Annotated in this window: 13 protein-coding genes; 5 read left to right on the top strand and 8 right to left on the bottom strand. The window is 71.7% G+C overall.

All coding sequences use genetic code 11. The annotated features are described in order from the left end of the window. Positions 1-26: 26 nt before the first annotated feature. Both AC5L30_RS28280 and AC5L30_RS28275 read left to right on the top strand, forming a co-directional pair. Positions 27-527, top strand: coding sequence for a SigE family RNA polymerase sigma factor (locus AC5L30_RS28280; RefSeq protein WP_494870911.1), 501 nt, complete (start codon positions 27-29; stop codon positions 525-527). After that, the gene (locus AC5L30_RS28275; protein WP_494870910.1) at positions 524-1,285 is read left to right on the top strand and encodes a hypothetical protein; all 762 of its coding nucleotides are present in this window, start codon (positions 524-526) and stop codon (positions 1,283-1,285) included. The genes AC5L30_RS28280 and AC5L30_RS28275 overlap by 4 nt, the downstream gene beginning before the upstream one ends. A 14-nt stretch (positions 1,286-1,299) precedes the next feature. Here AC5L30_RS28275 and AC5L30_RS28270 read toward each other — a convergent pair whose 3' ends face one another. Further along, positions 1,300-4,077 carry an ATP-binding protein gene (locus tag AC5L30_RS28270; protein WP_494870909.1) on the bottom strand — a complete coding sequence of 926 codons (2,778 nt, stop codon included), beginning with the start codon at positions 4,075-4,077 and terminating at the stop codon, positions 1,300-1,302. Between the two features lie 202 nt (positions 4,078-4,279). Here AC5L30_RS28270 and AC5L30_RS28265 point away from each other — a divergent pair, with 202 nt between their 5' ends. Beyond that, on the top strand, positions 4,280-5,725 hold the full coding sequence (locus AC5L30_RS28265) for a M28 family metallopeptidase (RefSeq protein WP_494870908.1): 1,446 nt from the start codon (positions 4,280-4,282) through the stop codon (positions 5,723-5,725). A gap of 62 nt (positions 5,726-5,787) precedes the next feature. Here AC5L30_RS28265 and AC5L30_RS28260 read toward each other — a convergent pair whose 3' ends face one another. After that, on the bottom strand, positions 5,788-6,486 hold the full coding sequence (locus AC5L30_RS28260) for an SDR family oxidoreductase (protein ID WP_494870907.1): 699 nt from the start codon (positions 6,484-6,486) through the stop codon (positions 5,788-5,790). 149 nt (positions 6,487-6,635) lie between these two features. Between AC5L30_RS28260 and htpG the strand changes: the two genes are divergently transcribed. After that, the gene (htpG, locus tag AC5L30_RS28255) at positions 6,636-8,564 is read left to right on the top strand and encodes a molecular chaperone HtpG (protein ID WP_494870905.1); all 1,929 of its coding nucleotides are present in this window, start codon (positions 6,636-6,638) and stop codon (positions 8,562-8,564) included. Between the two features lie 81 nt (positions 8,565-8,645). Here htpG and AC5L30_RS28250 read toward each other — a convergent pair whose 3' ends face one another. From AC5L30_RS28250 to AC5L30_RS28240, 3 genes are all read right to left on the bottom strand, one after another. Continuing rightward, positions 8,646-9,020 (bottom strand): hypothetical protein, encoded by a 375-nt coding sequence (locus AC5L30_RS28250; RefSeq protein ID WP_494870904.1) that lies wholly within the window; start codon positions 9,018-9,020, stop codon positions 8,646-8,648. 119 nt (positions 9,021-9,139) lie between these two features. Continuing rightward, positions 9,140-10,327, bottom strand: a complete 1,188-nt coding sequence (gene dinB / locus AC5L30_RS28245) for a DNA polymerase IV (RefSeq protein WP_494870902.1) — start codon at positions 10,325-10,327, stop codon at positions 9,140-9,142. A gap of 57 nt (positions 10,328-10,384) precedes the next feature. Continuing rightward, positions 10,385-10,855 carry a VOC family protein gene (locus tag AC5L30_RS28240; protein WP_494870900.1) on the bottom strand — a complete coding sequence of 157 codons (471 nt, stop codon included), beginning with the start codon at positions 10,853-10,855 and terminating at the stop codon, positions 10,385-10,387. A 61-nt stretch (positions 10,856-10,916) separates the two neighbouring features. Here AC5L30_RS28240 and AC5L30_RS28235 point away from each other — a divergent pair, with 61 nt between their 5' ends. Next, complete coding sequence (locus tag AC5L30_RS28235) at positions 10,917-11,894, top strand: helix-turn-helix transcriptional regulator (RefSeq protein ID WP_494870898.1); 978 nt, start codon at positions 10,917-10,919, stop codon at positions 11,892-11,894. On the opposite strand, the gene AC5L30_RS28230 is transcribed toward AC5L30_RS28235, so the two are convergent. The 3 genes from AC5L30_RS28230 to AC5L30_RS28220 all read right to left on the bottom strand — a co-directional run bounded on the left by AC5L30_RS28230 (position 11,786) and on the right by AC5L30_RS28220 (position 14,926). Then, entirely contained in the window at positions 11,786-12,382 is a 597-nt protein-coding gene (locus AC5L30_RS28230; protein WP_494870896.1) for a GNAT family N-acetyltransferase, read from the bottom strand. The two genes, AC5L30_RS28235 and AC5L30_RS28230, sit on opposite strands and share 109 nt — an antisense overlap. Beyond that, entirely contained in the window at positions 12,379-12,903 is a 525-nt protein-coding gene (locus AC5L30_RS28225) for a GNAT family N-acetyltransferase (RefSeq protein ID WP_494870894.1), read from the bottom strand. The genes AC5L30_RS28230 and AC5L30_RS28225 overlap by 4 nt, the downstream gene beginning before the upstream one ends. Before the next feature lie 448 nt (positions 12,904-13,351). Continuing rightward, positions 13,352-14,926, bottom strand: a complete 1,575-nt coding sequence (locus AC5L30_RS28220; protein ID WP_494870892.1) for an FMN-binding glutamate synthase family protein — start codon at positions 14,924-14,926, stop codon at positions 13,352-13,354. Positions 14,927-14,967: the final 41 nt, after the last annotated feature.

Here is a 14,967-nt window from a genome sequence, read left to right as displayed (position 1 = left end):
GCTCTGTGGCACGGGGAGGGTTCGCGGTGGCGCGGGGGGACGCGGATTTCGTCGAGTTCGCGCGGGCGGCGTCCGCGCGGCTGGTGCACGCCGCGTTCCTGATGACCGGTGACCACCACCAGGCCGAGGACGCCGCGCAGACCGCCCTGGTCCGCACCTACGCGTCGTGGTCGCGGATCCACGACGAGGACGCGTACGGGTACGCCCGCCGCACGCTGGTCAACCATCTGGTCGACGGGTGGCGACGACCGATGCGGGAGTACCCGACCGACGAGGTGCCGGAGCAGCGCCGTGGTGACGTGGCCGACGACGTGACCACCCGGCGCTGGTTGATCACCATCCTCGGTGCGCTCAGCCCCCGGGAGCGCGCCATCGTCGTCCTGCGCTACTACTTCGACCTGCCGGAGGCGCAGGTGGCCCGAGAACTCTCCGTATCCGTCGGCACGGTCAAGAGCACCAGCTCGCGAGCTTTGGAGAAGTTGCGCACCGCAGCGCCCCGCACTGCCGATGAGGAGGCGCGCCGATGAGCGAGCTGGACCGGCTCCGCCACGCCATGCGGGCGACCGAGCGCCCCGACGCCGTGCTCGATCTGGACACCGTGATGCGCGAGGGACGCCGGTTGCGTACCCGTCGACGCGTCGCCGGAGCCGGGGCGGCGACGCTCGCGACCGGCCTGGCCGCCGTGGTCGTCGTGGTGGCGGTCGGCGCGTCCGGGCCGGGCGATCCGGTGCCGACCGAGCACCCACCGTCGGTCGCCGTCGCTCCGCCGTCGGTCAGTGTCTCGCCGACGGCGGAGAAGTCGCTGGGCCCCACGCCACCGCCGACGACGGCCGGCGACGAGCCGCCACCGAAGCCGCTGGGTCAGTTCGTGGACAGCGAGGTGCGGCACGGCGCCGACCGGCGGATCTACTACTTCGTCCGGGTATCCGTGCCCGGTCAGCCCAAGGTGTCCATCGGGCTGGCCGCCGGTCGCCAGGCTCCGGACGGCTCGGTGACCACGGACATCCTGGTCAACGACGTCGGCGGCAGCGACCGCAGCGCCGGGTTCCACCAGATCGGCTACGACGTGGGCTCGGCTGCCGCTCCGGTGCCCACCTTCGGCTACTTCGTCGGCCCCGCCAAGCGGATCATCGGCACCGTCGACGGTCGGCAGGTGGATGCCCGAGTGGCGCGCTGGAGTGTCGACAGACAGGTAGTGATCTTCTGGTTCGACCCGGCGCAGCTCACCCCGGGGGAGCGGCTGGACGGCATCATCGCCCACGACAGCAGCGGCCGCCGCCTCTGACCCGCTGAACCCGCTCAGGCCAGTCGACGCTCGATGGTCACCGTCGTCCCCTCGGCGGTGGAGACCAGCCGCACGTCGCCGTAGGCGTTCATCAGCAGCGCGCCGCGTCCCCGGTCCATCGCCGGCCGGCGGTCCCGCCAGGTGCCGAAGTCCCGGACCGAGATCCGGACCAGGTCGCCCCCCACCTGGACGCGCACCCGCACCTCCGGACGGCTGGGTCGCTGCGCGTGCTCGACGGCGTTGTTCATGGCCTCCGAGGCGGCGAGCAGGAGATCTTCCAGCACGTCCGGGTCGACGTCCAGGTCGCCCAGTGCGCCCCGGACGTCCCGACGCATCGCCGCGGCGGAGGTGGGTGCGGACGGGTACGTCCACCCGACGTCCAGGAGGTCGCCCGGCCCGTCCGGTTCGGCCGGCGTCTGCACGACCACGGCCGCGTCGCGGACGGGTTCGACCACCGGTGCCGGCGGTACGGGGTCGACCGGGGCGGGTCGGGCCCCGGGAGCGGGGGCAGCGACCGTCGCCGGGTCGCCGCCGGCGGCCGCCGCGGGCGTACGGTCGCGGGCTCGGCGGATGCTGGCCCGGATTCGGGCGATCAACTCGGCCGCGGCGAACGGTTTCACCAGGTAGTCGTCGGCGCCGAGGCTCAAGCCCTCCACGCTGGCCTCCCCGCCGGCACGGGCGGAGAGCACCAGCACCGGCAGCGTCCGGGTCGACGGCTCGGCGCGTAGCCGGCGCACCAGGTCGAAGCCGTCCAGTACCGGCATCATGACGTCGGTCAGGACCAGGTCCGGCAGGTCGCGGTGGATCTCGTCGAGGGCCTGCCGGCCGTCGGTGACGGCCCGCACCCGCCAGCCCTGCCCGGTGAGCAGCCGGGTGAGGTACGCCCGCATGTCGGCGTTGTCGTCGGCGAGCAGGATCCGGGCACCGGCCACGTCGTCAGTGGCCGGCCCGGACGTCGGATCGGGCTCGGTCACCGCGTCGTCCGGTTCGGTGAGCCAGCCCATCGCCTCCTCCACGGCGGCGCGGGCCGCGTCACCCCGCCCGTCCGCCGCCGGCCCGGTGACCGCGGTGCGCCGCGCCGCCGACCAGGGCAGCGTCACGGTGAACCTGCTGCCGACGCCAACCTGGCTGGTCACCCGCACGTCGCCGCCCTCCAACCGGGCCAACTCGTGCACCAGCGCCAAGCCGATGCCGGTGCCCTCGTGACTGCGCGAGCGGCCGCCCCGTACCCGGTGGAAGCGTTCGAAGAGCTTCGGCAGGTCCCGTTCCGCGATGCCGATGCCGGTGTCCGCGACGGTGAGGCGCACCTCCTCGTCGTCGGCGTCGAGGGTGACCCGGATCCGGCCGATGAACGTGTATTTCAGGGCGTTGGAGAGCAGGTTCGTGACGATGCGTTCCCAGTTGACCGGGTCGACCGCGACCGGCCGGGGCAGCGGTGGGCAGCTGACCTCGAGAGTCAACCCGGCCCGCTCGACGGCGGCCCGGAACACCCCGGCGAGTTCGGCGGTCAGCGCGGCCAGGTCGACCACCCGGGCGTCGCTGCGCGCGCGCCCGGCCTCCAGGCTGGAGAAGGTGAGCAGACTGTTGACCAGCGTCAACAGTCGGGTGGCGTTACGCCAGCCGGTCTCCACCCGCTCCCGCTGCACCGCCGCCAACGGCGCGGCGGCATCGGTGAGGGCATCGGTCAGCGGGCCGAGGATGAGGGTCAACGGGGTGCGGAACTCGTGGCTGACGTTGGCGAAGAAGTCGGTCTTGACCCGGTCCAGTTCCGCCATCGCCTCGACCCGACGCCGCTCCTCCTCGTACTCCTGGGCGTTGCGCAGCGCCACGGAGATCTGCTGGGCGAGGAGTTGGTGGAAGGAGCGGTACGCCTCGTCGAGCCCTCGGCTGGGGCTGACCCCGGCGAGCAGGACGCCGAGCGGCTGATCCTCGTCGCCGGAGGGCAGCGGCAGCGCCAACGCGGTGCGGACCGGGTCGTCCCACGGGCCGGCGGGCAGCGGCAGCCGATTGGCGACGTCGGTCACCTGGGTCGCCCGGCCCTGGACGGCGTCCGCCAGCCCCCAGGCGTACGCGGGCGGGCCCGGGTCGGTCAGCTCGACGGTTTCCGGTAGGGCCCGGGCGTGCCCCCGGTCGTCGCCGGTGCAGGCGACCCGTCGCAGCGCCGTGCCGTCGCGCAGGTAGATGGTGGCGAACGGCACGTCCAGGGGGTGGCCGTCGATCACGTCGATCAACCGAGCGGCGGTGGCGTCCACGTCGACGGTGCGCCCGTCGCCGAGCACGGACAGGTCGCGCAGGAGACGGAGCCGGCGCTCGCCGACCACCTGCTGGGTGACCTCGCTGCACACGGTCAGCACGCCGACGGTGCGGCCGTCGTCGTCGCGGGCCGGGGCGTGCGAGACGCTGAAGTACGCCTCCTCGCGGTAGCCGGCCCGCTCGAGCAGCAGTTGCAGCGCGGGGACCCAGCTGGCCACCCCGGTCGCCATAGCCTCCTCGATCAGCGGGGCGAGCACGTCCCAGCCCTCGGCCAGGGTCACCCGCACGTCGTCGCCGAGCGCGGCAGGGTGTTTGTCGCCGATCAGCGCGGAGTACGCGTCGTTGTAGAGCTGGGAGAAGCTCTCACCCCAGAGCAGCAGCATGGGATACCGGGAGGAGAGCACCATCCGGACGGCGGCGCGCAGGCTCTGCGGCCATTCGTCGACCGCGCCGAGCGGGGTACGGGCCCAGTCCAGCTCTGCCATCAGGCGCCCGGTCTCGCCGCCGCCGACGAACAGGTCACCACCGGGTCGTGTCACGCTCGATCCGACCCCATCGCAAGCCCCCGTTCCGGGCCCGACGACCCCTGCCGCGTTACCTACCCATCCTGACACCTCTACTCACCTGTGCCGACGCCGGTACCCATCGTCGAACCGGCGGCGGTTCGGGACGAACGACCGATGCTCGGAAAATAGATATCTGTAATTGTCTCCGATATCTCTCCAACCCCGAGGAGCCCCCATGAGAGGCAGAACGCTGAGCGCGGGAACCGCGCTCGCCGTGTTCGCCGGATTGACGGTGACACTGGCCGCCCAACCGGCGACCGCGTCACCCCCGACCACCACGACGGTGACCCGGCCGATCGCCGCCGCCGCGTTGGCAGCGCCGGACATCTCCGTCACCAACCTCCAGGCCCACCTGACCCAGTTCAACGCCATCGCCACCAGCAACGGTGGCAACCGACGGGCCGGCTCGGCCGGCTACACCGCCTCACTCAGCTACGTCAAGACCAGGCTCCAGGCGGCCGGCTACACCATCAGCGAGCAGTACTGCTCCAGCTGCCGGTACCCCTCGAACAACCTCATCGCCGAGTGGCCCGGCGGCTCCGCCGACCAGGTGGTCATGTTCGGCGCGCACCTGGACGGCGTCTCGGCCGGCCCGGGCATCAACGACAACGCCACCGGATCGTCGACCCTGCTGGAGAACGCGCTGGTCCTGGCCGCGCAGAACCCGACCATGACCAAACGGGTCCGGTTCGCCTGGTGGACCGACGAGGAGCAGGGGCTCAACGGCTCCCGGTTCTACGTCAACTCGCTCAACGCCACCCAGCGCGGCTACATCAAGGGTTACTACAACTTCGACATGGTCGGCTCGATCAACGGCGGCTACTTCATCAACCGGGTCACCTCGACCACGGCGGCGCCGCTGAAGGCGTACTGGGACTCGTTGGGCCTGCAACCGGAGGAGAACGTCGAGGGCCAGGGACGCTCCGACGACTACTACTTCCAGCAGGCCGGCATCCCCACCTCGGGCTACGCCGCCGGCGCCAGCGCCCGCAAGACCAGCGCCCAGGCGGCCAAGTGGGGCGGCACCGCCAACTCCGCGTACGACCCGTGCTACCACCGGTCCTGTGACACCACCGCCAACGTCAGCGCCACCGTGCTGAACCGGGCGGCCGACGGTGTCGCATACGCGCTGTGGCAGCTCGCCGTGGGCGGCGGCACCCCGACCTGTACCGGTGGTCAGGTGGTCGGCAACGGTGGCTTCGAGAGCGGCAGCACGCCGTGGACCGCGTCCTCCGGCGTGATCACCAACGCCAGCGGCCAACCGGCCCGGACCGGGTCGTACAAGGCGTGGCTCAACGGGAACGGCAGCACCCGCACCGAGAATCTGTCGCAGTCGGTGACCCTGCCGGCCGGCTGCGCCACCTACACGCTGTCGTTCTGGCTGCACATCGACACCGCCGAGACCACCAGTTCCACGGCGTACGACCGGCTCACCGTGCAGCTGGGTTCGAGCACGCTGGCGACGTACTCGAATCTCAACGCCGCAACCGGTTACGTGCAGCGCAGCTTCAACGTGGCCGGGTTCGCCGGGCAGGCGGTGACGCTGCGGTTCACCGGCGCCGAGGACTCGTCCTTGCAGACCAGCTTCGTCCTCGACGACGTGACGTTGCAGGCGAGCTGACCGGGTAGACGAGAAAGGGCCGCCACCGGTCACTTCCCGGTGGCGGCCCGTCGCGTGGCGGGTCAGGGGAGCTGTGGGTAGAGCGCGGCGACGCCGCCGGCCAGCCCGGCCTGCACCTGGCGGCTGAGGTCGTCGGCGAGGATCTCGTACGCGTCGGCCTCGATGCCGTCCACCCCGATCCGGGCGATCGTCGCCGGGTCCAGTTTCGGGCCGGTGACGTCGGCGGCCATGTCGGTGTCCAGGTAGCCGACGTGCAGGCCGGAGACCCGGACGCCCCGCTCGGCGAGCTGGACGCGCAGCACGTTGGTCATCGACCACTCGGCGGACTTGGCGGCGCTGTAGGCCCCGTGGAGCGGGGAGCCGAACCAGGACAGCACGGAGAGCACGTTGAGGATCGTTCCGCCGCCGTTGCCGGCGATGACCGGCGCGAACGCCCGGACCGTCGACAGGGTGCCGATGTAGTGGGTTTCCAGCTCCAGCCGGACGAGGTCCAGGTCGCCGTCGAGGAGGTCGGTCCGGGTGTCGATGCCGGCGTTGTTGATCAGCAGGTTCACGTTCCCGGCCTGCTCGGCGGCGGCGGCCACCGAGGCGGGGTCGGTGATGTCGAGGCGGACCGGCGTCACGCCGGGCAGGTCGACGCTGTCCGGGTTGCGGGCGCCGGCGTAGACGGTGGCGCCCCGGGCGAGAAGTTCGGCGGCCAGGTGTCGGCCGAGGCCACGGTTGGCGCCGGTGACGAGGGCGGTGCTTCCAGCGATCTTCATGGCCGCCACGCTATCCGGCCTGACTTCTGTTGAGCAAAGTCAGCTATCTCACCAGGATGGGCGACCGGATCGGGAATACGACCCGGACGCGGCCACAGCCGGAGCGGTGACGACTCGTATCCTTTCCGCGAACCTCCGAACGAGCCGAGATGGGAGACGGTGTGAGCAACCAGGCCGAAACGTTGGAATTCCAGGCCGAGGCGCGTCAGCTCCTCCAGTTGGTGGTCCACTCGATCTATTCGAACAAGGACGTCTTCCTGCGGGAACTCATCTCGAACGCGTCCGACGCCCTAGACAAGCTCCGGCTGGCCACCCTCGTCGACAAGGACCTCGTCGCCGACACCGACGACCTGCACGTCGCCCTGGAGATTGACCGCGACGCCCGCACCCTCACCGTGCGGGACAACGGCATCGGGATGACCCGCGACGAGGTCGTCCAGCTGATCGGCACGATCGCCAAGTCGGGCACCGCCGAGCTGCTGCGCCAACTGCGCGAGTCCGCCGACGCCCACGCCAAGCAGGACCTCATCGGCCAGTTCGGCGTCGGTTTCTACGCCGCGTTCATGGTCGCCGACCGGGTCACCCTGCTGACCCGCAAGGCCGGCGAGACCGGCGGCACCCGTTGGGAGTCCACCGGCGAGGGCACCTACTCGATCGAGGCGGTCGACGAGGCGCCGCAGGGCACCACGGTGACCCTGCACCTCAAGCCGGCCGACACCGAGGACAACCTGCACGACTACACCGCCGAGTGGACCGTCCGCGAGATCGTCAAGCGCTACTCCGACTTTATCGCCTGGCCGATCCGGATGACCGTCGAGCGCCCCGGCGCCGACGGCGAGGCCGCCACCCGCGAGGTGCAGACCCTCAACTCGATGAAGGCGCTCTGGGCGCGACCCCGCGACGAGGTCGACGCCGCCGAGTACAACGAGTTCTACAAGCACGTCAGCCACGACTGGGCCGACCCACTCGAGGTCGTGCACATGAAGGGCGAGGGCACCTTCGAGTACGAGGCGCTGCTGTTCCTGCCCAGCCACGCCCCGCTGGACCTGTTCTCCCCGCAGGGCCGCCGTGGCGTCCAGCTCTACGTCAAGCGCGTCTTCATCATGGACGACTGCGAGGCGCTGGTCCCGACCTACCTGCGCTTCGTCAAGGGCGTGGTCGACGCGCACGACCTGTCGCTGAACATCTCCCGGGAGATCCTCCAGCAGGACCGGCAGATCCAGATCGTCCGCCGCCGCCTGGTCAAGAAGGTCCTCGCCACCGTCAAGGACCTCAAGGCCAACCACGCCGAGCGCTACCGCACCTTCTGGACCGAGTTCGGCGCGGTGGTCAAGGAAGGGCTGATCGACGACACCGACAACCGGGACACCCTGCTGGACATCCTGACGGTGGCCTCCACCAACGACCCGGCCGAACCCACCGACCTGGCCGGCTACGTGTCGCGGATGAAGGACGGTCAGAGCGACATCTGGTACGCCACCGGCGAGTCCCGGGCCGCCATCGAGAACTCTCCGCACCTGGAGGCGTTCCGGGCCAAGGGGCACGAGGTGCTGCTCCTCACCGACCAGGTCGACGAGGTGTGGGTCGAGCGGGTCGGCACGTACGACGGTCGACCGCTGCGCTCGATCGCCAAGGGCGAGATCGACCTGGACACCGACGAGGAGAAGCAGCAGGCCGAGGCCGAGCGTGAGCAGCAGCGACAGGAGTTCGCGGCGCTGCTCGACTGGCTGGGGACCATCCTCACCGACAGTGTCCGGGAGGTCCGCCTGTCGTCGCGGCTGACCACCTCACCGGCCTGCGTCGTCGGCGACGCCCACGACCTCACCCCGACCCTGGAGAAGATGTACCGGGCGATGGGGCACGAGATCCCCCCGACCAAGCGGATCCTGGAGATCAACCCCGGTCACCCGCTGGTGTCCGGGCTGCGCAAGGCTCACGAGCAGGGTAGCGACACCGCCGCCCTGACCGAGACCGCCGAGCTGCTCTACGGCCTGGCGGTGCTCGCCGAGGGTGGTGAGCTGACCGACCCGGCCCGTTTCACCCGGACGCTCGCCGACCGGCTGGCCCGCACCCTGTAGGCGTACCCCGTCGGGCTGTGGGGTTCCCGGATCACCGGGAACCCCACAGCCGGCGGGTTGCTACCAGCGGTTCGTGGCCCGTCACGCCGCGGAGGCGGCCTTCGACCCTCGGTGCGACGCCACCGGGCCGGCGTTCCAGCCCCAGCGCGGGGCCGGCACCGCGGCGTCGCGGCGCCCGTCCGTGTCGACGTCGACGTCGACGTTGTCGGTCCCGTCGACGGTCAGCTCGACCGAGCTGGATGTGCTGCGGGCCAGCCGCAGTGAGTGCTCAGCACCGGCGCGGGCCGCACACGGCCAGGACTGCCCGGCGCACTGGAGGTTGCGGCACTGGCTCTCGTCGTCCGGCTCGTGTGCGCTCAGCACATCGATCGCCAACTGCCACAGCAGCGGGTCCGTTACGTCGTGCGGGCGCTCGGCGGTGCGGCTCGGTCGGTTGCTGGTGTCGTCGGACATCATGGGCCCCCCTCGTCAGGCTGTACCCCACAAGGGTCACCCGTCAGCCGCCGGTTAAACCGCCGACCTGCTGTGATGTGTCTCTGGTCGCAGCTCGGCCGCGGACGCCGCACGCGTATCGGTCAGTCCGGCAGGAGTGGCATCTCCACGCTCGGCTCCCGGCCGAGCAACACCGCCCGGGTGAGCGCCGCTGATCCGAACCGGTCGCGGACCGCGTCGACCGCAGTGTCCAGATCGGACCCGGGGTCCGGCTGGAACGGCAGCTCAGGCTGGACCGGGTTGTCGTCGAGGTTGCCCACGGAGACGCCGATCAGGGTGATGCCACGGCGATCGATCTCGGGCAGAGCCGCGCGCAGCAGCGCACGCGCGGCGGCGAGCAGCGGCGTCGTGTCCGCCGTCGCCTTACCCACCGTGTGCGAGCGGGTCGCCCGGGTGTAGTCGCCGAAGCGCAGCCGCAACACCACAGTGCGGCCGGACCGCCCGGCCGTCCGCATCCGCCGGCTGACCCGGTCGACCAGGCCGGCGAGGATGGCGTCCAGCTCCGTCGAGGCGTGCGGGGTACGACTCAGCGCGTGCTGCGCGCCCATCGAACCGCGCCGCCGCCCCACCTGCACCGCCCGGGGGTCGCGATTGTGCGCCAGCGCGTGCAGGTGCCGGCCGGCGCCCGCCCCGAGCAGCGACACCAGCGCCGCCTCGCCGAGACGGGCCACCTCCCCGACCGTGCGGATCCGGCGTTCCCGCAGCTTGGCGGCCGTGACCGGGCCGACGCCCCAGAGCCGTTCCACTGGCAGCGGGTGCAGGAATGCCAGCTCGGCGTCCGGTGCGACCACCAGCAGGCCGTCCGGTTTCGCCACCCCGCTGGCCACCTTGGCCAGGAACTTCGTGCGGGCCACCCCCACCGTGATCGGCAGGTGGACCTGGTCGCGGACCTCCCGGCGCAGCCGTTCGGCGATCTCGGCCGGTGGCCCGACCAGCCGCCGCAGACCACCCACGTCGAGGAACGCCTCGTCGATGGAGAGCCCCTCGACCAGCGGTGTGGTCTGCCGGAAGATCTCGAAGACCGCGCGGCTCGCCGCCGTGTACGCCGACATTCGGGGCGCCACCACGATCGCGTCCGGGCAGAGCCGACGCGCCTGCTGGCCGCCCATCGCGCTGCGGACACCCCGCGCCTTCGCCTCGTAGCTGGCCGCGAGCACCACGCCACCACCGACGATCACCGGCCGCCCACGCAGGCGCGGGTCGTCGCGCTGCTCGACCGACGCGTAGAACGCGTCCAGGTCGGCGTGCAGGATGCTGGCGCCGGGCGACACGTACACATGTTCGCATGGCGCCCGGCCAGTGCGGCAGTGAGCTGGGCGAACACCCGATCAGTCGAGACAGAACTCGTTGCCCTCCGGGTCGGCCATGATGAGATGACCGGCGCCCAACGGGGGAGTGGGCTCGTGCCGACTGAGCCGCTTGGCGCCATGGGAGACGAGGCGTTCGGCCTCCGCCTCCAGGGCCGCCATCCGCTCGTCACCCTCCAGCCCGGGGGCCGCGCGGACGTCGAGGTGGACGCGATTTTTCACCTGCTTGTGCTCCGGCACCCGCTGGAAGAACAGCCGTGGTCGCGAGCCCTCGGGGTCGACCACCGCCGACGCGTCGTTGCGGTTCTCCGGCGGCACACCCATCGCCTCCAGTGCCTGGTCCCAGGTTTCGAAGTTCCCGGGTGGGGCCTGCACCTGATAGCCGAGCGCCTCGGCCCAGAACGTGGCCAACCCAGCCGGGTCGGCGCAGTCGAACGTGATCTGGACGTCGCGGGTCACGGCGGACCCTTGCTTCTTGCCCTGGTCGGTCATGATCCCAGCCTCTCGCGGATAGCGGACAGGGTTGTTCCGCTATCCGTGCAACGATCGACAGGTGACCGTCGAGGCGACGACCGAGCGGGTGCTGCGCCTGCTGGCGCTACTGCAACGACGACTGTCCTGGACGGCCGCGGAGCTCGCCACCGAGCTGGGGGTCACCGGCCGTTGCGTGCGCCGCGATGTGCAGCGTCTGCGGACGCTCGGCTATCCCGTGCACGCGGTGTCGGGCGTCGGCGGCGGCTATCAACTCGGTGCGGGCACCCGGCTGCCGCCGTTGCTCCTGGACGACGAGGAGGCGATCGCCACGGCGGTGTCTCTGCGGCTCGCCTCCGGGGGCACGGTCGCCGGGGCGAGCGAGGCGGCGCTGCGGGCTCTCGCGAAGCTCGACCAGGTGATGCCGTCGCGGCTACGCGCCGAGGTACGGGCGGTGCACGGCGCCACCGACACCCTCCTCGGCCCGGTCGCCGAGATCGACGCGGAGCTGCTGGTGACGCTGGCCCGGGCCTGTCGAGACGGGGTGCGCGTTCGATTCCACTATCCCGGCCGGGACGCTGGCGAGCAGGAACGGACGGTCGAGCCGATCCGGATGGTCACCACCGGTCGCCGCTGGTATCTGATGGCCTGGGACGTCGACCGCGACGACTGGCGGACGTTCCGGCTGGATCGGATGCGGGCAGCGGCGGCGACGACCTGGCGTTTTCGCGCACGCGAGCACCCGGATCCGGTGGCCTTCGTGCAGCGTGCCGTGACCGGGGCGCCGTACCGGTACCTCGCCCGGGTGCGGGTGCACGCCCCGGCCGACCGGGTGCGTGAGGTGGTCCCGCCCCAGGTGGGGCGGGTCGAGGACGACCGCGACGGGTGGTCGGTGCTGGTCGTCGGCGGCGACAGCCTGGACTGGCTCGCCGCGCACCTCGCCCGCCTGGATCACGAGATGGAGGTGCTGGAGCCTCCCGAGCTGCGCGAGGCCGCAGGCCGGCTCGCCCGTCGCCTCGCGGCGCTGGCCGCTGCGGCGTCGGAGCCCGGCGCGCGATGACGCAGCCTGTAGTGGCGCAGCGACACCGGGCTGCCGTCCGGAGCGGCCCAGGGTGCCGTGCTGGTGCCGACACACCGCCATCCCGCGCGCTCATATAACGCGGCGGCTGCGGTGCCACCGGCGGCCACTTCCAGCACCAGGTCAGTGCCACGTTTTTCCGCCCACCGGCGGGCCCGGTCCAGCAGCGCGCTGCCCAGCGCCAACCCCCGGGCTCTCGGCGACACGAAGAGACGAGCCACCTCGGCCGTCGGCCGGCCGGGCGGCCCGTCCACCTGGCCGGGGATCCGATGCACAGCGACGTGTCCGACAACGGCCGCGTCGGCGTCGACGGCGACCCAGGCTCGCGCCGGGTGCGGTTCACGCAGCCAGCGGTGCGGGTCGGCGGGCCAGTTCAGCGGGTACCGGTCGACGCGGTGCACCTCGGCGAGCGCTGCGACGCAGCCGTCCAGATCGGTGGCGCGCCGCCGGCGGACAGCGGGTCGGTTCACAGGTCGTCGAACGGGCTGGCGTAGCGGAACTCGCCCCGGATCGACTCCCGCCACGCGTGCAACGGTCGAGCCATGAAGTACTGCGGCCCCCACGGCTGCGGCGGCGTCACGCCCAGCTCGACGGCGGGCCGGAACCCGAAGCGCGGGTAGTAGTCGGGGTGCCCGAGCAACACCACCAGCGGTTCGTCCCGCGCGTCGGCCGCGCCGAGCACCGCGTGCATCAACGCGCTGCCGACCCGACGTCGCTGCCAGTCGGGCAGCACGCCCAGTGGCCCCAGGCCCAACGCCACGGGCGCACCATCCACCAGGCCGCGGGTGGCCACCACGTGCCCGACCACCTGGCCGTCCGAATCGGTCGCCACCAGGGAGTACGCGGGCAGCCAGCCCTCGTCGGCGCGCAGCGCGTCGACGAGCGTCGCCTCGACCGGCATGCCGTCACCGCCGTCGGGCTTGGCGAAGGCTGCGAAGTGCACCGCCCGAATGGCGTCGACGTCGGCGGGTGTCTCGCGTCTGATCAGCACCGCGCCACCATACGGGTGCCCTCGGCCGCGGCTCCACGGGTTTATCCCGTCGCATGCCGATGACGCGGCGTCCTCGGCCTGCCCACTCGAGGCGCCCCAGGGCAACGATCGTCTGGACGTCTCCGGTTTCGCGGCGGGCCACCCGCCCGGCACCGCACCGCCGAGCAACGCCGGAGCGGCGCGGGCCGGTCGGTCGCCGAGCCGGGGCTGTTTCCGCATTGGCGGCGGCTGGAGGGCATGTCGCGGAAACGGGCTATACCTCTGAGTCATGAATATGAACCAGAGGCATAGCGCTCAACGGCGAATATGGCTCCCCGGTCGGAGAGTTGCGGGTCGGAGGCCGGCGGGGTCGGAGTCCAGGTCCGGGCCGAGGCCGGAGTGGGCTGGCGGCCAGGGCCGGTCCGAGGCCGGCAGGTCCGAGCCCAGGCCGGCCAGGTCGGGCGCGATCTCAGCCGATGGCGGTGGCGGACGGCGGGGCGCTGCCGCCCTGGGGTGCCTCCGGGACCATCAGCCGGATGATCTCCGCCTGATCGGCGGGCGAGGGCAGCCCCCATTCCGGCCGGTAGCCGTACACCTGGTGCAGTGGGGTGGAGCCGGTGCGGCCGTCCAGGATCTCCACGGCGTCGGTGCCGATCAGGCCGGGGTGTTCGACGCCGCAGGCCTCGGCGACCCTGGTCAGGTCCCGGCGCAGTGTCCGCAGGTAGTTGGCCGCCCGGACCGACTTCACCGTCGGGTCCAGGCCCCGGGCGAGCCACGCGTTCTGGGTGGCGACGCCGGTGGGGCAGGTGTCGGTGTGGCACTTCTGCGCCTGGATGCAGCCGATCGCCAGCATCGCCTCCCGACCGACGTTGACCAGGTCGCAGCCGAGCGCGAACGCCACGATGGCGTTGTCCGGCAGGCCGAGCTTGCCGCCGCCGACGAAGACCACCTGCTCGTGCAGGTTGTGCTCGGCGAAGATCTTGTACACCCGGGAGAAGCCCTGCTGGAACGGGAGCGACACGGAGTCGGTGAAGATCAGTGGTGCGGCGCCGGTGCCGCCCTCGCCACCGTCGATCGTCACGAAGTCCACACCCCGGCCGGTGTCGCGCATCAGGGTGGCCAACTCCTGCCAGAAGCCCAGGTCACCGACCGCCGACTTGATGCCGACCGGCAGGCCCGTCTCGGCGGCCAGCAGCTCCACCCAGTCGAGGAGGCTGTCGCAGTCGGAGAACTCGGCGTGCCGGGACGGGCTCACGCAGTCCTGACCGGCCGGAATGCCCCGGGTGGCGGCGATCTCGGCGGACACCTTCGCCCCGGGTAGCAGCCCACCGAGGCTCGGCTTGGCGCCCTGGCTCAGCTTGATCTCCAGCGCCCGCACCGGCGCGCCGGCGACCAGGTCCTTCAGCCGGTCAAGGCTGAACCGGCCGTGCTCGTCGCGACAGCCGAAGTACGCCGTGCCGAGTTGGAAGACCAGCTCACCGCCGTTGCGGTGGTACGGCGACAGACCGCCCTCGCCGGTGTTCTGCAAACAGCCGGCGAGCGCCGCCCCCTTGTTGAGCGCCGTGATGGCGTTGCCGGAGAGCGAGCCGAAGCTCATCCCAGAGATGTTGACGACCGACTCCGGTCGGAACGCCCGGGCCCGCCCCCGTGCCGCGCCGAGCACCTTCGCGCAGGGCAACCGCACGTCGTGCCCGGCGGTCGGTGACGACGGCGGCACGGCACGGCCGAACGTGCGGTGCTTGATGATCGGATACCCGGGGGTGTACTCGATGTCGTTGTCCGTGCCGAAACCGAAGTAGTTGTTCTCCTGCTTGGCCGACGCGTACACCCAGCGGCGCTGGTCGCGGGTGAACGGCCGCTCCTCGTTGTTGCCGGCCACGATGTACTGCCGAAGCTCCGGCCCGATCGTCTCCAACAGGTAGCGGGCGCGTCCGAGGACCGGAAAGTTGCGCAGCAGCGCGTGGTCGCGCTGGATCAGGTCCCGCGCGGCGAGGGCCGCGACGGCGGCGGCGACAGCGGGTACGGCTCGACGGGCCCAGGTCATGCCCGGGACTCTTTCCGCCCTGGCGGCGGATCAAACCGGTG

This window comes from Micromonospora sp. BQ32 (genome assembly GCF_059358895.1).
The sequence above is the reverse complement of the archived record's forward strand: the minus strand, read 5'-3'. Positions and strand labels throughout refer to the sequence as shown.

Excerpts from the sequence above, each read along its gene's own strand:
- AC5L30_RS28275 (WP_494870910.1), top strand. The coding sequence starts at position 524 with ATGAGCGAGCTGGACCGGCTCCGCCACGCCATGCGGGCGACCGAGCGC.
- AC5L30_RS28265 (WP_494870908.1), top strand. The coding sequence starts at position 4,280 with ATGAGAGGCAGAACGCTGAGCGCGGGAACCGCGCTCGCCGTGTTCGCC.
- AC5L30_RS28260 (WP_494870907.1), bottom strand. The coding sequence starts at position 6,486 with ATGAAGATCGCTGGAAGCACCGCCCTCGTCACCGGCGCCAACCGTGGC.
- htpG (WP_494870905.1), top strand. The coding sequence starts at position 6,636 with ATGGGAGACGGTGTGAGCAACCAGGCCGAAACGTTGGAATTCCAGGCC.
- AC5L30_RS28250 (WP_494870904.1), bottom strand. The coding sequence starts at position 9,020 with ATGATGTCCGACGACACCAGCAACCGACCGAGCCGCACCGCCGAGCGC.
- AC5L30_RS28240 (WP_494870900.1), bottom strand. The coding sequence starts at position 10,855 with ATGACCGACCAGGGCAAGAAGCAAGGGTCCGCCGTGACCCGCGACGTC.
- AC5L30_RS28220 (WP_494870892.1), bottom strand. The coding sequence starts at position 14,926 with ATGACCTGGGCCCGTCGAGCCGTACCCGCTGTCGCCGCCGCCGTCGCG.